Genomic DNA, 20,756 nt, shown 5'->3' with positions numbered 1-20,756 from the left:
CTAGACCAGGCCTGCCAGAGCGCGGGGACGATCGTTCAGCGTCGCGGCGATGATGCGCAGGGCCGTTGCAAGTTCGTCGCGCGACGATGCGCAGCCAACATTGACGCGCACGGCATGCTCGACCGGCTGGCGGTCGCAGGCGAAGGCGGTGGCAGCCATGACGGCAACGCCGTGGGCGCGCAGATTGGCGGCAAAATCCTCGCATCGCCAAGGGGCCGGCAGCCTCAGCCAGAGAAACATGCAGCGCGGATCGGCGGAGAAGGAATGGCCGGCAAGGATCGTCGTGACGATCGCGTGGCGTGCACGCAACTCGGCAAGCTGGGCCTTCAGAATTGCTTCGGCCGTGCCGTCTTCCAGCCAGCGGGTCGCCAGCAGCAGCGGCAGCGGCGAGGGCATCCAGGCGGTGGTGCGGACCGCCTCGGCAGACAGCAGCGCCCGGCCGGGCGGGCACGTCAGGTAGCCGACGCGCAGGCCAGGGGCCAGTGCCTTGGAGAGTGCCGATATATGGTAGGTTCTGGTCGGCGCAAGCGTGATCAGGGCGCTTGCGCGGGTCCCGAGCATCGGTCCATAGACATCGTCTTCGATGATGACGAGATCGTGCTTTTCCGCGACATCGACCAGTTGCCGCCGGCGGGCCTCGCTCATGGTGACGACGGTCGGATTGTGCATCGAGGGAACCGTGAAGACGGCGCGCACGCTCTCCCGGCCGCAGATGTCGTCAAGCTCCGCGGCCGACATGCCCTGATCGTCACTTCCGATCCCGATGATGCGGAAGCGGAACATCTGCGCGAGCGCGATCAGGCCATAATAAGTCAGCCGATCGCAGACGATGGTGTCGCCGGGCTCGATCAGGCTGCTGATCACCGCCAGAAGAGCGTGCTGGGCGCCGCTGGTGACGACGATATCGTCCTCGGACGGATCGAAGCCGTTGAGCGATATCCATTTTCTCGCCGCCTGGCGCGCCCAGGCCGGGCCTTCCGGCGGCTGATATTCCTGCATCTGGCGGAAGCGCCGGTCCGACGAAAGGTCCGGCAGGGATTGGGCGAGGCGTTGCTGGAAATCGTCGACAGCCGGCCGGTTGACCGTCAGGTCTATGATACCGGACGGGTTTGCCGCCCGGTCGACCCGCGGCATGGCGCCGTCGCCCATGACGATCGTGCCGCGCCGGGTGCTGCCCATCACCAGGTTGAGGTTTTGCAATTCGCGGTAGGCGCGCGTGACGGTGGAGACGTTGAGCGATCGCTCCCGTGCCAGGTCGCGCTGCGGCGGGAGTTGGCTGCCGGGTGGCAAGGCGCCTGAGCGGATCTTCGCCTCGAGCTCGCTTGCGAGCTCCAGATAGGCCGGCATCCGCGTTTCCCGCTCCTGATTTGTCCGGGTCACTTCCGATCTTTCAGACATACAATTCCTGCAACAACGTCCAATTCCACAAGCCAAATACAGCACATTTTAAGCGATTCAGCATTGGCTTCGTGCGGCATAGCATGCTTTTCCAGCGTTTTCGAGATCCGCAGCCGCCACCATACAAAATTATTTGTGTGGCTTGACAAGCGGAAATAGACCGAGACAATATAGCCCAGCATCGAGACAAAGAGGCAGGGACCCGGCCGATGCAAAACAGGAGGACTTCATGAGCGAGCGCTTCATTGCTTTCGAAGGCGTGCGTAAATCCTATGACGGCGTCAGCTATGTCGTGCGCGGCCTGGATCTCGACGTCGCCAAAGGCGAGTTTCTGACCCTTCTCGGCCCGTCCGGATCCGGCAAGACCACGACGCTGATGATGCTGGCTGGTTTCGAGGCCCCCACCGACGGGACGATCACGCTTGCCGACAACAGGATCGACAGCGTTCCGCCGCATCGCCGCAATATCGGAGTCGTCTTCCAGAATTACGCGCTCTTCCCGCATATGACCGTCGGCGAGAACGTCGCCTTCCCGCTGAAAATGCGCCGGCTCGGCAAGGCTGAGATCACCGAGCGGGTGCGCCGCGCCCTCGACATGGTGCGCATGGCGAGCTTCGAAACGCGGCGACCCAACCAGCTCTCCGGCGGACAGCAGCAGCGCATTGCGCTTGCCCGCGCCCTCGTCTTCGAGCCGCAACTGGTGCTGATGGACGAGCCGCTCGGTGCGCTCGACAAGCAGCTTCGCGAGCATATGCAGCTCGAGATCAAGCATCTGCATGCCCGCCTCGGCATCAACGTCGTCTACGTCACCCACGACCAGAGCGAGGCGTTGACCATGTCGGATCGGGTCGGCGTATTCAATGACGGCATCCTGCAGCAGATCGCGCCGCCGCATGCGCTCTACGAGACGCCGGCGAACCCCTTCGTCGCAACCTTCATCGGCGAGAACAATGCAATATCGGGCGAAGTCGTGGCGATCGAAAATGCGACCTGCCGAATTCGCGCGCCCGATGGTTCGATCATCACCGGCCATGCCGGACAAGGATTGAAGGAAGGCGCGCGGGCAACGCTGGTCTTGCGGCCGGAGCGGATCCAGCTGGCGCCCGCGGCCGAGGTTGCGAACCGGTTCACGGCCACGCTCAAGGAAATCATCTACCACGGCGACCATATCAGGTTGCGCGTCTCAGCCTGCGGCTGCGACGATGTCTTCATCAAAGTGGCAGCCGCCCAGGACATTCCGGCTCATGCGCCAGGCGCGAATACCGTCATCGGCTGGGCGCTTGAGGATTGCCGCGTGCTGGCGCTCTCCTGACCGGACATTCATTTTTTCGCAAACGCAGCTACAAAAAGGGGAACCACCATGATGCGTTTAAACGGCATGCTTCTCAGTTCCGTCATGACTCTTGCCATCGCAGGAGCCGCATTTGCCGAGGATACGCTGACCGTCACATCCTGGGGCGGCGCCTATACGAAGAGCCAGGAGGAGGCCTTTTTCAAGCCCTTCGCCAAGGAGACCGGCACCAAGATCCTCCAGGACGAATGGGACGGCTCGACTGCCAAGCTGAAGGGCATGGTCGAGACGGGCCAGGTGACCTGGGACGTCGTCGACGTCGAACCCAGCCATGCGCTTCAGGGCTGCGACGAAGGCTGGCTTGAGCCGATCGACTATTCAAAGCTCGGCGGCAAGGACGCCTTCATCGACGGCGCTGCGATGGATTGCGCCGTCGCGACGATCGTCTTCGGCACCATCTATGCCTATGATGCCGCCAAGTTCCCGAATGGCGGACCGACGACCATGGCCGATCTGTTCGATACCGCCAAGTTCCCCGGGCCGCGCGCCTTGCGCAAATCGCCGAAGACCACGTTGGAATTCGCGCTGATTGCCGACGGTGTCAAACCCGCGGAAGTCTACGATGTGCTTGGAACGCCGGAGGGTGTCGATCGCGCCTTCAAGAAGCTCGACACCATCAAGAAGGATGTGAAGGTCTGGTGGACGGCGGGCGCGCAGCCGCCGCAGCTTCTCGCCGACGGCGAAGTCGTGATGACCACCGCATGGAACGGCCGCATCTACGATGCCGTCAAGAACAGCGGCAAGAACTTCAAGATCGTCTGGGACGGTCAGGGAATGGACTTCAACCTCTGGGCCGAGCCGAAAGGCTCGAAGAACAAGGAACTGGCGGACAAGTTCGTCGCCTTCACCGTCAATCCCGACGTGATGGCGCAGCAGTCGAAATATATTTCCTATGGTCCGACTCTGAAAGCGGCCATCGCCAAGGTCCCGGCGGATATTCTGGTCGATCTGCCGACCGCGCCTGAGAACACGAAAACCGCCTTTGTCGTCTCTTCCGAGTTCTGGGCCGATCATGATGAGGAGTTGACCGAACGCTTCAACAAGTGGCTCGCACAGTAACCTCGTCGGGCGGGCGAGTGTCCCCCTGGCCTCGTCCGCCCCTTTCCCTACCGCAGGAAGGCATGAGCGATGGTGATCGCGACAATGAATGAAGGCGACGGCTCGATGATTGCCGCCCGCAGGCGGGTGAAAAGCCGCGGCAGCGCCAAAAGCAAAGCGCAGCTGAGAGCGCTGCTACTGGTCGCGCCGCTGTTGATCTTCCTGCTGCTCGTTTTCGTCCTGCCCATTGCGCTGTTGTTGACGCGCGCGGTCGACAACAGGGCGGCTTCCGCCGCCCTGCCCTACACGATGTCGGCTCTATCAGCCTGGGATGGACAATCCCCGCCCGACGAAGCGCTGTTTGCCGCCTTCGCCGCCGATCTCAAACAATCGCCCCGCGACCAGATCGCCGAGGTGGCCAAGCGTCTCAACTATTACGAGACCGGCATGCGCTCGATGCTGTTGAAAACCGCACGCACGATCCGCGACGCCGAGCCGCCCTATAGGGCCGCTTTTGTCGCCATCGACCCCAAGTGGGAGACGCCACACTACTGGACGCTCATCAAGAATGCCTCGCCGCCCTTCACCGACTATTACTTGCTCGCCTCGCTCGACCTGGAGCGCGACGCTTCGGGCGCTATCGGCAGGGTCTCGGCGGAGAATGCGGTGCATGTCGACGTCCTGATCCGCACATTCGTCGTCAGCGCTTCGGTCACCGTGATCTGCTTGTTCCTCGGCTATCCCCTCGCCGCGCTGATCGCCCGGTCGAAAGGGGCGGTTGCCAATACGCTGCTGATCCTGGTGCTCCTGCCGTTCTGGACCTCGCTGCTGGTGCGCACCAGCGCCTGGGTTGTGTTGCTGCAGGGACGCGGCGTGATCAATTCGGCGCTGATCGGGCTGGGCCTCATCGACCCCGCCCATCCTCTCGACCTGATCTACAATCGCATCGGCGTGCTGATCGCTATGACCCATATTATGCTGCCCTTCATGGTGCTGCCGATCTACAGCGTCATGAAGAGCATCCCTCCGGTCTATCTCAGAGCCGCCTCGTCGCTTGGCGCGCCGCCGGTATCGGCCTTCCTCCGCGTATACCTGCCGATGAGCATGCCCGGCGTCAGCGCCGGCGGGTTGCTCGTCTTCATCCTGGCGCTTGGCTATTACATCACGCCGGCTCTGGTCGGCGGGCCGGGAGATCAGATGGTGAGCTATTTCATCGCCTACTACTCCAACCAGGTCACGAACTGGGGCATGGCGGCGGCTTTGAGCACGATCCTGCTGGTGGCGGTGCTGATCCTCTACGCCGTCTATAATCGCATCGTCGGCATCGACCGGCTGAGGATAGGCTGATGACGAATTTCTTGTCCTTCCCGCGACTGTTTTCGATCCTGCTGTGGCTGGTCGGCGGCCTCGTGATCCTGTTCCTGATCGCCCCGATCGTGGCGATCGTGCCGCTCTCCTTCAATGCCGAGCCGTTCTTCACCTATCCCATGCCCGGCCTGTCGCTCCGGTGGTATCGCGAATTCTTCGATTCCAACGTCTGGCAGCTGGCGCTGAAGAACAGCATCATCGTCGCCGTCTTCGCCACGCTTCTGTCGACCTTTCTCGGCACGCTTGCCGCCATCGGCCTCAGCCGGCCATCCTGCCCGGCGCGGGCAACGCTGACCGCCATTCTGATTTCGCCGATGATCGTGCCGGTCATCGTTTCGGCAGTCGGCATCTATTATGCCTTCGCCGCCGTCGGGTTGCTCAACAGCCTGACCGGCCTGGTGCTGGCGCATACGGCGATCGGCGCACCCTTCGTGGTGATCACCGTGACCGCGACGCTGGCAAGCTTCGATCACAATCTGATGCGGGCGGCATCCAGCCTCGGCGCCGCCCCGGTTGAAGCGACCTTGCGCATCATGCTGCCCGTCATTGCGCCGGGGGTGGCGTCCGGCGCCCTCTTCGCCTTCGTAACGTCGTTCGACGAAGTGGTGATTGCACTCTTCATCGCCGGTTCCGAAGAACGCACGCTGCCGCGCCAGATGTGGAGCGGCGTACGGGAAACGCTGAGCCCGACGATCGCCGCCGTCGCCACGCTCCTCATTGTGTTTTCGACACTATTCCTCGCTACGATCCAATGGCTGCAGCGCCGCGCCGAACGCCAGAAGACTGCGCATAGAGATTAATCCAAGGGGGTTGGACATGCAGATCGAACGCTACGAAACCGGAAAGCGGATGAGCCAGGCCGTGACCTATGGCGGCTTCGTCTTCCTCGCAGGCCAGGTCGCCATCGACGCACCAGGCACGTCCGTCCGCGAGCAGACCACCAACATCCTGGCGCGGATCGCGCGGCTTCTGGAAAGCGTGGGCAGCAATCCGACGCGGATCCTCAGCGCAACCATCTGGCTTGCTGATATCTCCGAGTTCGAAGAGATGAACATCGTCTGGGACGCCTGGATGCCCCCAGGTCATGCGCCGGCGCGCGCGACGGTGGAAGCGAGGCTCGCCGGGCCGGAATTCGCCGTGGAGATCGGCATTATCGCAGCGACTGGCAATTGACGGTCCGTGCCTCGACCCAGCCGTCACATCCGCGAGCGGCTCCGATGTGACATACAGTCGATGCTGACGAGAGGCATTCTGGTCCCGGCCAATTTAGGCAATGCCACCGAGGCATACGTATTTAAGCTCGGTATATTCATCCAACCCGTGCCTTGACCCTTCGCGGCCGAGGCCCGACATCTTCACGCCGCCGAACGGCGCTTCGGCGGTGGAGACGAGACCGGTATTGACGCCGACCATGCCATATTCGAGCGCTTCGGCGACGCGAAATACCCGCGACAGATCGCGCGCGTAAAAATAGGAGGCCAGTCCGAACTCGGTGTCATTTGCCTGCTCGATGACGTCCTCTTCGTCGCGGAAACGAAACAGCGGTGCAAGCGGCCCGAAGGTTTCCTCGCGGGCGACCTGCATGCCGGCAGCGACATCGCGCAGGATCGTCGGCTCGAAGAAATGGCCGCCGAGCGCGTGGCGCTTGCCGCCTAAGACGATCCCGGCACCCTTTGCAACGGCGTCGCTGATATGGCTTTCGACCTTGGCAACGGCATTGTCGTCGATCAGCGGGCCGAGCACGACGTCGCGCTCGAGACCATTGCCGACCTTCAAGCCCGAAACCGCCTTGGCAAGCTTGGCGGCAAAGGCCTCATAGACGCCGTCCTGAACATAGAGCCGGTTGGCGCAGACACATGTCTGGCCGTTGTTGCGGAACTTGGCGATGAGCGCGCCTTCGACGGCAGCGTCGAGATCGGCATCGTCGAAGACGATGAAGGGGGCATTGCCGCCAAGCTCGAGGCCGAGCTTTTTGATCGTCGGCGCGCATTGCCGGTAAAGCAGTTCGCCCGTCCGGGTGGAGCCGGTGAATGTCAGCACTCTGATGTCACGGCTTGATGTCAGCGCACCGCCAATGGCGGCTGCGTCACCGGTCACGATGTTGAGCAGCCCCGGCGGCAGGCCGGCACGCTCCGCAAGAACCGCGATTGCGATGGCGGAGAATGGCGTCTGCAGCGCCGGCTTGAGGACGACGGCACAGCCGGCGGCAAGCGCGGGACCGATCTTGCGGGTGATCATCGCGTTCGGAAAATTCCAGGGCGTGATCGCCGCCACCACGCCCGCGGGCTGGCGCAGCACCAGGATCCGCTTGTCCGGCTGATGCCCTGGGATGGTCTCGCCGTTGATGCGCCTCGCCTCTTCGGCGAACCATTCGATGAAGCTCGCACCATAGGTGATTTCGCCCTTGGCCTCGGCCAGGGGTTTTCCCTGCTCCAGCGTCAGGATCATCGCCAGATCGTCGCGGTTTTCGATCATCAGGCGGTGCCATGCCTTGAGAACGTTGGCGCGCTCCCCGGCGGTCTTCTTCGCCCAAAGCTTCTGGGCAATGACGGCGGCGCGGATCGCGTCTTCCGTTTCCGCCGCACCAAGGTCTGGGACCACCCCCAGCGTCTCGCCCGTCGCCGGATTGCGGACCGTCGCCGCCTTGCGGCCTTCGGCTTCGATCCAGCGATCGGCGATGGGGCATGCCTGGCGGAACAGCGAGGGATCATTGAGCTTCATAGGACAACTTTCAACAGAATACGTGAGCGGCGCCGGGATCGAAATCCAGATGGACTATATCTCCACGGCTGAGCCCGGCAATAGCCTCATGACCGAACGGCAAGCGGACCGAAAGCGCCTCGCCTGCCGCCGTCTCTGTCGAGACGTGGATATTGTTGCCCAGAAAGGTAATGTCGCTGACCGTCGCGGCAAGACCCGCGCCGGCCGCCCGGGCGCGCGACAATCGAATGCGCTCGGGCCTCAGCATCAGAGCTGCCCTTGCACCGGAGGTCCCTTTGCCATGCACCGGAATTTGATTGAAGATGGTCCCGCCGCCCAGGGTAATGGTGGCTTGTCCGTCGGAAGATGACACCAGGTCGCACGAAATGAAGTCGCTGTCGCCGATGAATTCGGCAACGAAGCGGGTCTTCGGATTGGCATAGAGTTCGGGGCCGGTCCCGATCTGGTCGATGACGCCCTTGGAAAAGACGGCGATGCGGTCGGAGAGCCGCAGCGCCTCCTCCTGGTCGTGCGTGACATAGAGGATCGTCACTTCGGTCTGCTGGTGGATGCGGCGGATCTCATGCTGGATTTCCTCGCGCAGCTTCTTGTCGAGCGCCGACAGCGGCTCGTCCATCAGAAGCACCGGCGGATCATAGGCGAGGGCTCTGGCAAGAGCGACGCGCTGCTGCTGGCCGCCGGACATTTGCGCGGGCTTGCGATCCTCGAAGCCTTCGAGCCGAACGAGGCGCAGCATCTCCTTCACCTTGCTGTCGACCTCGGCCTTGGACTTGCGCCGGACCTTCAGCGGGAAGGCGATGTTTTCCCCCACCGTCAGATGCGGAAACAGGGTGTAGCGCTGGAACACCATGCCGATGTTGCGCTTGTGCGACGGCGTGGCGAGCAGGGTCTTGCCCTCCAGCGTGATGTCGCCTTTCGTCGGATTTTCAAAGCCGGCCAAGATGTAGAGGGTCGTGCTCTTGCCGGATCCGGACGGTCCGAGAAAGGTGAGGAACTCCCCGCGCCGGACGTCGAGATAGACGTCGTGCACGGCGACGACAGGGCCGTATTCCTTGCGTATTCCGCGGATCTGAAGGAATGGTTCTTTCATTGTTTCAGTACCTTACGCACGACGGCAACAAGCGCCATCAAGATGATCGTCAAAAGGATGAGAAGGGTCGACGCGGCGGCGACTACAGGCGTCAGATCTTGTCGCAGCGTCGCCCATACCTTCACCGGCAGCGTCTGCAGGGTCGGACTGGACATGAAGATCGCCACCACCACCTCATCCCAGGATGTCAGGAACGAGAAGACAGCAGCCGAAAACAACCCATGGCTGATCGCCGGCAAGGTGACCCTGATCTTTGCTTCCAGAGGCGAGGCGCCGCAGAGAACCGCCGCATCCTCGATCGACTTGTCGAAGCCCTCCAGCGCACTTGATATGGAGAGGATCGAGAAGGGCAGCGCCAGAACGAGGTGCGAAATGACGAAGCCCGCCAAGGTGCCGCCCAGGCCGATCCTCAGAAAGAAGGCATAGAGGGCAACCGCAAGGACCACGACGGGAAGGATCATCGGCGTCAGGAACAGTGCTTTCAGCGCGTCGCGGAACAGGAACGAACCGCGCACCAGCCCGAAGGAGGTCACAAGCCCGAGCAGCACCGACAGGATGGTGACGATGACCGCGATCTTGAAGCTCGTCAAAGCGGATTCCAGCCAGCGCGGATCGGCAAAGAGCTCGCCGTACCATTGAAATGTCCAGCCGGGCGGCGGGAAGATCAGCCACTGGGAGGAGCCGAAGGAGAGCGCCGCGATAAAGACGATCGGCAGCAGCAGGAAGGCCGCGGTCAGAAGCGTTATCGTCAGCAGGATATATTTCCACCAGCCGAGGCGGTCGAAATTGAGCAGCATGTCAGCGCCCTCCCAGGTTCTGGTTGCCGAAGAAGCGCAGTTGCACGGCATAAAGCGACAGGGTCACCACGAGGAGAACCAGCGCCGCAGCACCGCCCATGCCCCAGTTGACCAGCGACTGCACGAATTGCGCGATCAGTTCCGCGAGCATCATGTTGGCGGTGCCGCCAAGAAGCGACGGCGTGACGAAATAACCAAGCGACATGACGAAGACCATGAGGGCGCCGGCCGCCATGCCGGGCATCGCCAGGGGCAGCAGGACACGGGTCAGGCATTGCCACCGGTTGGCGCCGCAAAGGGCGGCCGCCTGCAGGGTCGACGGATCGATCTTCTTGATCACGCCGTAGAGCGGCAGGATGACGAAGGGCAGCATGATATAGGTCATGCCGATCGTGACGCCGGTCAGGTTGTTGACGAGTGCCAGGGGCTTGTCGATCAGGCCCATTCCGATCAGCATCTTGTTGATGAGGCCCGTCCGCTGCAAAAGCACCATCCAGGCATAGGTGCGGGCCAGCAGGTTGGTCCACATCGACAGGAGCAGGATGGCAAAGATCACCGACGCCAGGCGCCCGGGCATGATGGCCAGCGCCCAGGCCACCGGGAATCCGATCAGCAGCGAGATCACCGTGACCAGACCCGAGACGATGAAGGTGTTGGCGAAAATCTTGAGATAGGTCGCGGAGCCGATCAGCTGCGCATAGTTTCCAAGGCCCGGCACGGGTTCCAGCACGCTTCGCAACAGGAGCACCGCCACCGGTGCGATGAAAAAGATCCCCACAAAGGCGAGCGCCGGAACGACCCCGCTAAAACCTGTTGGCCTGCGCACCTTTGGCAGGGGCGCTATTGCAGCGGAGGCATCGCTATACGTCGACATGACAGTCCTTCCCACCCGTCAGTTTCCACAGGCGCCGAGGCCTGACAAACGGGCACTGACGCTGCGGGAGGCACGGCGAACATTCGCCGTGCCCGTTCATCTCACGTTCCAGGCTATTTCGCCTGCCAAGCGTACCACTTCTCGCCGATGGCATCGCGGTTCTCAGCCCAGTAGTTCATATCGGCGTTGACCTGGCTTGCCGTCTGCTGGTCCGGCAGGGTCTTGGCCGTCTCCGGATCCATCAGCTTGGCCGAGTCAACGTTGATCGGCGCATATCCGGTGGCCTTTGCCAGGGCGGCCTGCGGTTCGGCCGAGGTCGCCAGTGCAATGAACTTCATCGCGGCTTCGACATTCGGCGAACCCTTCGGCACGACGAGCGCATCGGCAGCGGTGATGTTCTGTTCCCAGGACGTCTCAACCTTGATGCCGGTCGCAGCAAGTGCGGTCATGCGGCCATTCCAGACACTGCCGAAGGGAGCCTCGGCGGATGCCAGAAGCTGCTGCGACTGCGCGCCGCCCGACCACCAGATGATATCGGATTTGATCGTATCGAGCTTCTTGAAGGCACGATCGAGATCAAGCGGATAAAGCTTGTCGGCAGGCACGCCGTCGGCAAGCAGCGCCGCTTCGATCACGCCGGGAGCCGACCACTTGTAGAATGTGCGCTTTCCCGGAAACTTGGCCGTGTCGAACAGATCGGCCCAGGTCTTCGGGCAGGCGCTGACGGCGTCGGCATTGCAGCCGATCACGAAGGAATAATAGAAGCTGCCGACCGAATAGTCGGTGACGAAGCGCGGATCGAGCTTGGATTTGTCGATGACGGAGAAATCGAGCTTCTCGAGCTGGCCGTTCTTGCCGGCCTGGGCGGCATAGTCGCCTTCGACGTCGACGACGTCCCAGGTGACCTCACCGGCCTCGACCATCGCCTTGAGCTTGCCGTAGTCGGTCGGTCCGTCCTGCACGACGGTAATGCCGGTCTTCTCGGTGAACGGGCTTGCCCATGCCGCCTTCTGCGCGTCCTGGGTCGTTCCTCCCCAGCTGGAGAAGACCATGTTGTCGGCGTGTGCCGGCACGGACACAGCCACGAATGCGGCAACCGCCGCGAAAGCAAATGTTGTTTTCATGTTCCCTTATCCTTGTTCTGGTTTGTCCTACGGGTATGCCTTATGCCGTCAGCGCGCCTCGCTCCTGGGAGAAAAGTTAGCTGGCTTCATAATCTTGTTTTCCGCCACTTCGATCAGATCGCGGATCTTGGGCAGGAAGGCCTGCCACCGGAGATCGGCCATAAGCCTCTGGCGCCGCGCCTCCCGGTCGTCCAGGCTGGCAAAGGCCCAGATGTGGACGATCTCGTTGATCGTCCCTATCTCCGAAAAGAAGTAGCCGACGAGCGTGCCGAGATGGCTCTTCTGGATCTCGATCCCCTCTTCCTCGACGACCTTGAGATATTGCGGGATCGCACCGTTCTTCAGCCGATAGGTCCGGATTTCGTAAAGCATCGGCGCTACCTCATCACGAAGGGATCGGGGATCGGATCGTCCGATGTCCTGAGCCAGATCGTCTTGGTGCGGGTATAGTCGAGCACTGCTGCCATGCCGCCTTCCCTGCCATGGCCCGACAGGCCGAAACCGCCGAACGGTGCGATCGGCGATACGGCGCGGTAGGTGTTGACCCAGACGATCCCGGCGCGGATCCCCTTCATCAGTCGGTGCGCCCGGGTGAGATTCTGGGTGAAGACGCCGGAGGCCAGGCCATAACGGGTATCGTTGGCAAGGCGCAGCGCCTCGGCCTCGGTCTCGAACGACACGACGGACAAGACCGGCCCGAAGAATTCCTCGATCAGCGAGGGCGAGGCGACATCGTCGCAGTCGAGGATCGTCGGCGGGAAATAATAGCCTGCACCGTCGATCTTGCTGCCGCCCGTGACAAGGCGGGCGCCGCTTTCGATCGACCTGGCGACGAGGGCGCCGATATGGTCCTGCTGGCGCTTGGTGGCAAGCGGGCCGACTTCGGTCGCCATATCGAGCGGCGCACCGATCCGGATCGCCTCCGCCTTCTCGCGCAGCAGGGCGACGAACTTGTCCTTGACGCTGCGCTCGACGATGAGGCGCGATCCGGCAACGCAGCTCTGCCCCGTTGCCGCAAAGATGCCCGCGACCTGGGCGTTGGCGGCACTTTCGAGGTCCGCATCGGCAAAGACGATGAAGGGTGACTTGCCGCCAAGTTCAAGCGAGGTGGAAGCGAGGTTTTCGGCCGAGTTGCGAACGACGTGCCGGGCGGTTTCAGGACCGCCGGTGAAGGCGACATGCGCGACCTTCAGGTGCCGCCCGAGAGCCGCACCACAGGAGGCGCCGAAACCGGTGATGATGTTGACGACGCCTGCGGGAAAACCTGCCTCGTGCACGAGCCGCGCAAATTCGAGAAGCGGCGCCGGCCCGTCTTCGGAGGCCTTGACCACCATGGTGCAGCCGGCCGCCAGCGCCGGGCCGATCTTGACCGCCGACAGGAAAAGCTGGCTGTTCCACGGTACGACCATCGCAACGACGCCGATCGGTTCACGGCGAAGCCAGACATCCATGTCAGGCTTGTCGATCGGCAGATAGGCGCCTTCGATCTTGTCTGATATGCCGGCATAATAGCGGTAGTATTCGGCGACATAAGCGATCTGCGCCGATGTTTCGCGGATGATCTTGCCGGTGTCGCGCGTCTCCAGCTCCGCGAGGACCTGTGCGTTGGCGGCGACCAGATCGGCCAGCCTGTAAAGCAGCTTGCCGCGTTGCGTGGCCGTCATTTTCGGCCAGGGGCCTTCGTAAAGCGCCCTGTCGGCCGCGTTGACAGCCCGATCGACATCACCTTCGCGCGCTTCGGGCATCTCAGCCCAGACCGCGCCGGAGGCGGGATCGATGCTCGGATAGCTGGCCTCGCCATCGGAGAATTCGCCGTCGATATAGTACTGGAAACGCCGCATGGTCTTACTCCTGAAATGCCGGCATGACCTCGGTGATGAAGCGTTCGAGCGACGCCTTCTTGCGCTCGAAGCTCATGCCGGTGTCGATCCAGAAGGAATATTCGTCATAGCCGAGCGCTTCATACGCCTTGAGCCTGGCGATGACGGTCTCAGCGTCGCCAACCACATTGTTGGTGCGCATGACCTGATCCGAGAGCATCCCGTTTGCTCTGATCTGTTCGTCCGGAATCCGTTCGATCAGGCCCTGGCTAACCGGCTTCTCATTCTTGAACCAGGCGAAGAAATAATTGTAGTAGACGCTGAGTTCATGGGCGGCCTGGGCGACATCGTCCTCTGACGAGCCGACATAGGTATGGCGCAGCAGCATGATCTTCGGCCGCTCGACATCGGGATTCTTGGCGCAGGCGTCGTTGAAGCGCTCCATCAACGACTGGACCTCGTCGTCGCCCTGCCAGAGGGGCGTCACCTGAACGTTGCAGCCGTTGGCAACGGCAAATTCATGCGAGTTCGGATCGCGCGCCGCAACCCAGATGGGCGGGTTCGGCTGCTGCAGCGGCTTCGGCGCCGAGGTGGTCGAGGGAAACTTGAAGAACTCCCCGTCATGGGCGTAGTCGCCGGCCCATATGCCCTTGACCGCCGGAATAAGCTCGCGCATGCGCTGGCCGGCGCCCCAGGCATCGAGACCGGGCAGCAGACGTTCATATTCGAAGGAATAGGCCCCGCGCGCGATACCGATATCGAGCCTTCCGTCGCAGATGATGTCGGCCATGGCGGCCTCGCCGGCTAGCTTGATCGGGTGCCAGAAGGGAGCGATCACCGTCCCCGTCCCAAGCCGTGCCCGCGATGTACGGCGCGCCAGATCGGCAATGGTCACGAACGGGTTGGGCGCAATGGTGAAATCCATGCCATGGTGCTCACCCGTCCAGATCGCATGCATGCCGCCCTTGTCGGCGATCTCGCAGAGCGCGACGAATTCCTCATAGAGGCTCTTGTGGCTCTGGCTGGCGTCGAGCCGTTCCATATGGACGAAGAGGGAGAACTTCATGATTTTGCGCCCTTGGCTGGAATGGGGTGAACGGTGCCGCCGGTCTCGTCGCCGAAATAGACGCCGAAATTGCCGATCGAGCTTTCCATCGCAAAACGGTTGACGATATCGGCGGTCGAACTGGTCTTGAACTTTGCCGCAACCAAGGCGTCAGGTTTTACGAACCTGCCGCCGGCAGGCTCGCCCTCGCCGGCAACGGCGTGATAGACGATGTGCTGCTTGCCGTCGCTCTTGCCCTCGTAGACCGAATAGAGAAAGCCGATGCTGACCTTCAGCCCGGTGAGCGACTCCAGGTATGTTTGCAACGCCTCGGTCGGGTTGCCATCATAGGCGTCGACGCTTGGCAGGGAGAGCACATCCTTGCCGAGCAGCAGTACCTCTCCGCGGCGCTCGACGACGGCGGCCAGTTCGATATTGCCTTCGCTTGCCGCGGAAACCGCCTTGCTTGCCAGCGTCGGCGTGAAATAACCGCCGCGCGCATAGCCGAGACCGTTGCGGCCGCTATTGTCGAAAGCTTCGATGCGTCCCATCAAAATGACGTGGTCGCCGGCCTCGATGACCTGTTCCATGGCGCATTCGAACCAGGCCGCCACATTCGAGAATATCGGGCAGCCTGCCGATCCCCTCGCCCACTCGACCGCCGCAAACCGGTCTTCGACCGGGCGCGCAAAAGTGTTCGACACGTCTTTCTGCGTCTCCGAAAGCACGTTGATGGCAAAATGCGGCGCTCCGGTCATGATGGCGAAATTGCGCGACGTCTTGGCAAGGCAGACGAGCAGCAGAGGTGGATTGAGCGAGACCGAGGTGAAGGAGTTCGCCGTGAAGCCGATCGGATTTCCATCCCCGTCGCAGGCGGTGACGACGGTCACGCCTGTGGGAAAAGCGCCGAATGCATCTCGCAATGCCCTTGGGTCGACAGTCTGGATTGTCATCGTTCATCCTCCCCGAACGACAGCCACTCAGCGAGCAGCGAATTGACGATATCAGGCGCGGTCAGGTTCACCATGTGACGATGACCTTGGACGATACGGACGTAGCCCTGCGGCGCAAGCTCTGCCATCTGCGTTGCCATCAGGGGTGTCGAATTCGGATCATCGGACCCCGTCAGGAACAGGGCCGGACCGGCCACATCCTTCCAGCCATCGGCGTAGGTCTCGTCTCCGCCCGCAAAGGCAGCGTAAGCGACGGCATAGCCCTGGGGATCAACGAGGTTCAGCCATTTTCGTGTCAATTCACGCGCAACGATGCTGTCCGCATCATCGCCGAACCAGCGGGCCAGAGGCCCTTCCTTGTCGACGCCCGCCACCGGAATGGCCGCAGCCCGCGCCAAGACGGCAGCCTTGGCTTCAGGGTCGCGCCTGTAGACGCCATTGAGGTATGCGACACGGCTGATACGCTTGCCAAAGGTCGCCGCCGCCCCTCCCGATACCAATGCGCCCATCGAGTGCCCGGCAACATTTGCCGCGTCGATCGCCATCTCGTCGAGAAAGCGGCCGAACCAGGCGACGAATTCCTCGAGTCGACTGCCTGCCGGCAGCTTTGCGCTCTCACCGTGTCCCGGCATGTCGACGGCGATGACGCGATGGTCCGCAGACAGAAATGCGATCTGCGGAGCCCAGGCCTCGAGCCGCATGCCGACGCCGTGGATGAGAACCAACGGCTCACCGCTGCCGGCCTCGTGATAGGCCGTGCCGCTTGCCGTCTTCTTTCGGGGCAAGGCACCGGCGGCGTTCGTTGCTGCAGCGGTGCCTGTGGTCGATCCGGCTGTCAGCATCTCAAAGCGCTCCTTCAAACGCCCGCAGGATTGGCGACGTCCTGCCCCAGGTCCTTCAGATCCTGGTAGCGGTCGCCGATGCGGTGATGGGGGCGTCCGCCTATCGAAGCACCGAGGGCCACGATGATCTCGTCGGCGGCAGGCGCGTCGGGGATCGACGTCTGGATGGTCAGGTAGTGCGAGCGGCGACCCTCATCGTTCTTGTCCATCAGCGGGATCATGATCGGCGCATTGGCAGGACCGCGCGTGTTGCAGAAGGCGAGATAGGACTTGGCGCCGACGGCCTGGCGATAGAAATTGCCGAAGCGCAGCGTATGGATGAGCGCCGATCCGTGTTCGATCTCGCCGTCCAGGCCGACGACTGCGGACTTTCCATATGCTTCGACGGCTTCACCGGAGCCGACAGCATCGATGATCATCTTGGTCAGCAGCTCGCCGAGCACCGGAGCGCCTGCATGGATTTCAGGCTTGAGGTCATCGACGAAGCCACGGCCCGCCCAGGGATTCTTCACGACCGCGAAGGCGGTAAACAGCTTCAGCGGAACCGCCGCGGCCTTGCCGCCCTCGATCAACGTCGTTTCGATCTGCAGTCCCGTCTTGCGAATTTGAATGGCCACCAAACACCTCATTTCTCAGTTTCGTATTATGGTATACCATAATATAAGAGTGTCAAGTTCGTTCCCGCGAAGACGCGGACTTAGACAATCCTCCCAAGATACTCATTCAAAAACAAAGGCTTGTCCGCTGAACGCGATCGCCGCAGATCAGCTGCTGCCAATGTTGGCCGGCTCCGGAATCTCGACGTCGGCACGCGTGCGCATTCGACGCTCCGGAAGCACTTTCCTTCTTTCAGCCTGTGGTGAACCGCCAGAGGCCCCGCAACGGCGGCCCGCAGGCGCAACGAAGCCGGACGCCACAACCATCCCAGTTCCTATGATACCGCCTCATATATTATTTATTATGGCATACCATCACATTGAGCAAAGTTGAGTGTCAAGCGCGGAGTATGAATTGTCGTGAATTGCACGAGGTCATCATCGCGAATGCCGTCTGCATTCGGCCGGTATGTGGATTCACGTCCGTGCGGCTGCTCGCCCAACGTCCATGCTCCGCAAGGGACCTTGATACGGCTTGACTCATTTGTCTGCGGGCGCCTATCGAGCTTTGATCACTGATTTACTCGCCCGGGAAATGAGCTTGTCGCCACAAGAAAAACGCATGCGGATGATCCGTCAGGTCGTGATCTTCGGCATTGTGCTCGCCGCCTTTTTGGGCTTCGCCGCCTACCGCCTGAAGACCGGCAATTTTGGATAAATGCGCGTCCTTGCGCAGTGAATGCGTATGTTTCCCAGAAGAATTATGACCGCGGGTCGGGAGAGGGAAAAACTGTGTCGTCGATCCATCTTCTGCCGCGCGTTGCCGAAAGTGGAAATCCACATGCGTCTTGAACGTGGCGCATCGATCGAAGCGAGCTTTGCGTCGGAGAGCATCAAAGCCGGTCTGCTCGCACGCCTTGCAAGCTCGCAGGGGGTGCCTGCACTTTGACGCAAATTGCCTTGTTCGATGTGCAGAGAAGGTTGCCGGTTTGGCACGCGATGTCGGAGGTGTTCCTCGACAGCGAATTGCAGGCAAAGGACTATCGCCGGATCGCCAAGGCGCTCGACATATCCGGATACTCCCTTCCGGAGCTCCGATCCATCCTGGAGGACGAGGTGGCCCCGGCATTTGCATCAAACCTCTGCTCCGTTGCAGGAGAATGGGCCGGTTGGAGCGAGAACGATGTCCAAACCATCATGCGCCAATCGCTGTCGCGGCGACGTTTTCGTCTTCTGTCATGGCTGAAACGGGTGATGCGTCGACGCCATATCGAGCAAGAATGGGAGAAGATCGCGCAATTCCTCGAACAGGGATGAGGCCACCCTCGCAATATGCCGCAATACCGCAGCGGCCTGCGCCTCGCCTATTCGGCCGGCTTCTTGGCGGACAGTACCGCTTCGGCGATCGCGCTCGCAGCGGCGACGTGATCCATCGCCGCCCGGTAAGCCCCCTCGCCGTCGCCGCGGCGGATGGCATCGACGATCTTCGACATCTGTGCCGGTCCTTCGATGCCGCGCCCCTCCGTCTTGATCGTCATCGAACGCAAGTGGTTTATGCGCACGGTGAGGAGGTTGACGACGCCCCAGGCAACGTGCCTGTCGACCATCGTGAACAACGTTTGATAGAAGGAAGAGGTGTTGGTCAGCACACCCGCCATATCGTTGTCGCGGTAACTGCTGCGAATCCCGCTCAGGGATTCTTCCAGCGCGGCGACGATCTCGGGGCTGCGGCGCTCGGCGCATAGCCGCGCCGCCATGCCTTCAAGCGCGCCCCGGATCTCATAGATCTGTTTGGCTTCCTCGATGTCGAGCTGCGCGACGATCGGCCCCTTGTTCGGCAGATTGGCGACAAGCCCTTCCGATTCGAGATGTCTCAGAACCTCGCGCACCACTGTTCGGCTGACCCCGAGCTGGGCGCAGAGATCGCGCTCGACAAGGCGATCTCCGGGACGGAAATATCCGTTGACGATGGCCTCGCGGACCTTGTCGAGCGCCAATTCCCGCAAGGTCTTTGCAGGACGCTCGACTCTAATGGCGTCCTTCAGAGCACCGCTCATTCTGTACCTCAGTGTTGGACTGACTTCGCACGCTCAAATTCCCCAGCGGCAGCCGAATGCAAGAATCGTATTATGGCGTACCAGATACTGTAGCTGTCGGCGACCCGCAATTCAACAAGCGCCGTGCCGCCCGGAAAGAGTCAGCCTCTTGAAACGATCTCCTCGGCCACGGCCTTGGCTTGCACCCGGATATCCGGAACGGCGGTGATCTCCCAGAATTGTCCCGCCGTCAGGGCGCCGACTGCGAAAAGTCGGGCCGGCGAGATCTCGGACGGGGCTGTCACCTCGGAAGCGGCATTCACCTGGATCCCGAGACCAAGGGGATCGGGGACGATCAATTGAAACCGGCTCATCTCCTTCAGGAGCGGTGAGTGGCTGATCCCGGCGCGCTCCATTCCCGTGCAGTTGACGAGCCAGTCCGCTCTGATCCCGGCGATCTTCGGCGTTGCTCTCACCCTGTAGTTGGCAAGGAGCCTGCCCTCCTGGGCTCCGAGCGATTTCAGGAAACCCGCGTGGAAACGAACGATTCCGTCCGAGACCAGCTTCTCAAACCTGTCGAACACGTCGGGCGCGACCCGGTGGCGATGGATGTTCCACCAGGGAAGCGCATGTCTGAGGAATCGCGCCCGTTCCTTGCTGGAAAGCCGTTGCCAGAGAGCCTGGGTTGCGGGCCTCAGGCCGTCCATCACGCCTCGCCAGTCGGCAACCGTCCTGCTCTTGCCCCGCAAGCTCTTCAATATCCCGCTGATCGTATCCGGAAGCGCCTCGACGTCGATCGGCAATGGCGCCGGCAATTTCCTCGCATGTCCGAGCGGTGCGAGCCCGCGCCGAAAGCACATCGATCCTGCCGCTGTGGCCGTGGGCGCGCAACGCCAGAACCTGATCGATCATCGTCAGACCGGATCCGAGGATGCACACCGCATCCGACGATGCGACGCGCCTCAGCCACGAAAGCCGCCACGGGTTCTCGATGATCCGCGACCGCAGCGATGGCGGGACGCCATCCGGATCGACCGGAAGGCTGGCATTGCCGACACCGAGACAAAGCACCACGTTCCTGCCGGCAATCTCGTCGCCATTACCGAGATGGAAGGCCAGCGTGCTGCTGTAACGTTCCACGCATCCGGCCGCCTTGGCCTTGATGAAATCGACCCGGCAACGACCGTCCCGCTTTCGAAGCAGCCGCGCAAGTGTGTCACGGACATAAAGACCGTAATCGCTGCGCGAGGCGAAATCGCCTGCCTGCATCAGGCGTCCATGACGTTTCAGCCAGTCGACAAAGTCGTCGGGTTGATGCGGCAGCAGGCTCATGCGGCCGGCGGGAACATTGAGGCGATGGAGATAGAGCTCCGTTCGGTACGCCGTCCCGCGGCCGAAACCGGGATCGTCGCCGACGACGGCGACCTTCGCCGAGGCGGGAAGCTGCTCGATGAGATTGCAGGTCACGGCAATCGCTGAAAAACCGGAACCGACCACGATAACATCGTATATCAACGCATTCTCCCTGAAGCTCCGCAACGCCCGGCGAGACATTTCTCATTCACGCCTCGAGATCGCTCGCCGTGCCTTACGGATCGCACAAGCGGCAGAATCACGAAACAATTATCTCTATCGTCTATAAATATAGTTTGTTATTTCTCCCGCTAGCCCGTTCCGAACCATTACCCTTTTGCGGGTGAGAT

General features: G+C 61.8%; 20 protein-coding genes and 1 pseudogene. 7 read left to right on the top strand and 14 right to left on the bottom strand.

The features are described from left to right. Window positions 1–1,398 (bottom strand): PLP-dependent aminotransferase family protein, encoded by a 1,398-nt coding sequence (locus tag ACMUVN_RS10315; protein ID WP_063475865.1) that lies wholly within the window; start codon window positions 1,396–1,398, stop codon window positions 1–3. A gap of 229 nt (window positions 1,399–1,627) precedes the next feature. On the opposite strand from ACMUVN_RS10315, the gene ACMUVN_RS10310 reads away from it, so the two are divergent. The 5 genes from ACMUVN_RS10310 (at window position 1,628) to ACMUVN_RS10290 (ending at window position 6,328) form a co-directional block, all read left to right on the top strand. Then, entirely contained in the window at window positions 1,628–2,710 is a 1,083-nt protein-coding gene (locus ACMUVN_RS10310; RefSeq protein ID WP_047612356.1) for an ABC transporter ATP-binding protein, read from the top strand. A gap of 48 nt (window positions 2,711–2,758) precedes the next feature. Further along, complete coding sequence (locus ACMUVN_RS10305; RefSeq protein ID WP_047612353.1) at window positions 2,759–3,808, top strand: ABC transporter substrate-binding protein; 1,050 nt, start codon at window positions 2,759–2,761, stop codon at window positions 3,806–3,808. Between the two features lie 69 nt (window positions 3,809–3,877). Next, window positions 3,878–5,134 carry an ABC transporter permease gene (locus ACMUVN_RS10300; RefSeq protein WP_414815083.1) on the top strand — a complete coding sequence of 419 codons (1,257 nt, stop codon included), beginning with the start codon at window positions 3,878–3,880 and terminating at the stop codon, window positions 5,132–5,134. Beyond that, entirely contained in the window at window positions 5,134–5,955 is an 822-nt protein-coding gene (locus ACMUVN_RS10295) for an ABC transporter permease (RefSeq protein ID WP_047612347.1), read from the top strand. Before ACMUVN_RS10300 ends, ACMUVN_RS10295 begins: the two co-directional genes overlap by 1 nt. Before the next feature lie 16 nt (window positions 5,956–5,971). Beyond that, window positions 5,972–6,328: a RidA family protein gene (locus ACMUVN_RS10290; RefSeq protein WP_063475863.1), complete on the top strand. Its 357-nt coding sequence runs from the start codon at window positions 5,972–5,974 to the stop codon at window positions 6,326–6,328. A gap of 93 nt (window positions 6,329–6,421) precedes the next feature. Here ACMUVN_RS10290 and ACMUVN_RS10285 read toward each other — a convergent pair whose 3' ends face one another. From ACMUVN_RS10285 to ACMUVN_RS10235, 11 genes are all read right to left on the bottom strand, one after another. Continuing rightward, the gene (locus ACMUVN_RS10285; RefSeq protein WP_047612343.1) at window positions 6,422–7,876 is read right to left on the bottom strand and encodes an NAD-dependent succinate-semialdehyde dehydrogenase; all 1,455 of its coding nucleotides are present in this window, start codon (window positions 7,874–7,876) and stop codon (window positions 6,422–6,424) included. Between the two features lie 10 nt (window positions 7,877–7,886). Further along, entirely contained in the window at window positions 7,887–8,966 is a 1,080-nt protein-coding gene (locus ACMUVN_RS10280; protein ID WP_414815082.1) for an ABC transporter ATP-binding protein, read from the bottom strand. Then, a complete protein-coding gene (locus tag ACMUVN_RS10275; protein WP_047612339.1) occupies window positions 8,963–9,763 on the bottom strand; it encodes an ABC transporter permease in 801 nt (266 codons plus the stop codon). The genes ACMUVN_RS10280 and ACMUVN_RS10275 overlap by 4 nt, the downstream gene beginning before the upstream one ends. 1 nt (window position 9,764) lies before the next feature. Then, window positions 9,765–10,637, bottom strand: coding sequence for an ABC transporter permease (locus tag ACMUVN_RS10270; RefSeq protein ID WP_063475861.1), 873 nt, complete (start codon window positions 10,635–10,637; stop codon window positions 9,765–9,767). A 113-nt stretch (window positions 10,638–10,750) separates the two neighbouring features. Then, window positions 10,751–11,761 carry an ABC transporter substrate-binding protein gene (locus tag ACMUVN_RS10265; protein ID WP_047612336.1) on the bottom strand — a complete coding sequence of 337 codons (1,011 nt, stop codon included), beginning with the start codon at window positions 11,759–11,761 and terminating at the stop codon, window positions 10,751–10,753. Window positions 11,762–11,809: 48 nt separating this feature from the next. Next, a complete protein-coding gene (locus ACMUVN_RS10260; RefSeq protein ID WP_063475860.1) occupies window positions 11,810–12,133 on the bottom strand; it encodes an NIPSNAP family protein in 324 nt (107 codons plus the stop codon). A gap of 5 nt (window positions 12,134–12,138) precedes the next feature. After that, window positions 12,139–13,602 carry an aldehyde dehydrogenase gene (locus ACMUVN_RS10255; RefSeq protein WP_063475859.1) on the bottom strand — a complete coding sequence of 488 codons (1,464 nt, stop codon included), beginning with the start codon at window positions 13,600–13,602 and terminating at the stop codon, window positions 12,139–12,141. Window positions 13,603–13,606: 4 nt separating this feature from the next. Then, window positions 13,607–14,647, bottom strand: a complete 1,041-nt coding sequence (locus ACMUVN_RS10250; protein WP_063475858.1) for an LLM class flavin-dependent oxidoreductase — start codon at window positions 14,645–14,647, stop codon at window positions 13,607–13,609. Further along, window positions 14,644–15,579: a flavin reductase family protein gene (locus ACMUVN_RS10245; protein WP_063475857.1), complete on the bottom strand. Its 936-nt coding sequence runs from the start codon at window positions 15,577–15,579 to the stop codon at window positions 14,644–14,646. The genes ACMUVN_RS10250 and ACMUVN_RS10245 overlap by 4 nt, the downstream gene beginning before the upstream one ends. Continuing rightward, entirely contained in the window at window positions 15,576–16,421 is an 846-nt protein-coding gene (locus ACMUVN_RS10240; protein ID WP_063475856.1) for an alpha/beta fold hydrolase, read from the bottom strand. Before ACMUVN_RS10240 ends, ACMUVN_RS10245 begins: the two co-directional genes overlap by 4 nt. Window positions 16,422–16,435: 14 nt before the next feature. Continuing rightward, window positions 16,436–17,038 carry an amino acid synthesis family protein gene (locus tag ACMUVN_RS10235; RefSeq protein WP_063475855.1) on the bottom strand — a complete coding sequence of 201 codons (603 nt, stop codon included), beginning with the start codon at window positions 17,036–17,038 and terminating at the stop codon, window positions 16,436–16,438. 514 nt (window positions 17,039–17,552) lie between these two features. On the opposite strand from ACMUVN_RS10235, the gene ACMUVN_RS10230 reads away from it, so the two are divergent. Together ACMUVN_RS10230 and ACMUVN_RS10225 are read left to right on the top strand one after the other, a co-directional pair. Further along, window positions 17,553–17,735: a hypothetical protein gene (locus tag ACMUVN_RS10230; RefSeq protein ID WP_125853765.1), complete on the top strand. Its 183-nt coding sequence runs from the start codon at window positions 17,553–17,555 to the stop codon at window positions 17,733–17,735. Between the two features lie 281 nt (window positions 17,736–18,016). Further along, entirely contained in the window at window positions 18,017–18,334 is a 318-nt protein-coding gene (locus ACMUVN_RS10225; RefSeq protein WP_063475854.1) for a hypothetical protein, read from the top strand. 47 nt (window positions 18,335–18,381) lie between these two features. On the opposite strand, the gene ACMUVN_RS10220 is transcribed toward ACMUVN_RS10225, so the two are convergent. Together ACMUVN_RS10220 and ACMUVN_RS10215 are read right to left on the bottom strand one after the other, a co-directional pair. Then, window positions 18,382–19,074, bottom strand: coding sequence for a GntR family transcriptional regulator (locus ACMUVN_RS10220; RefSeq protein WP_063475853.1), 693 nt, complete (start codon window positions 19,072–19,074; stop codon window positions 18,382–18,384). A 140-nt stretch (window positions 19,075–19,214) separates the two neighbouring features. Next, window positions 19,215–20,607 (bottom strand): annotated as a pseudogene (locus tag ACMUVN_RS10215) (FAD/NAD(P)-binding protein). Window positions 20,608–20,756: the final 149 nt, after the last annotated feature.

The sequence above is a fragment of the Rhizobium sp. IY2 genome (assembly GCF_047532935.1).
Lineage (GTDB): Bacteria > Pseudomonadota > Alphaproteobacteria > Rhizobiales > Rhizobiaceae > Rhizobium > Rhizobium anhuiense.
This window is presented reverse-complemented; position numbering and strand designations above follow the sequence as displayed.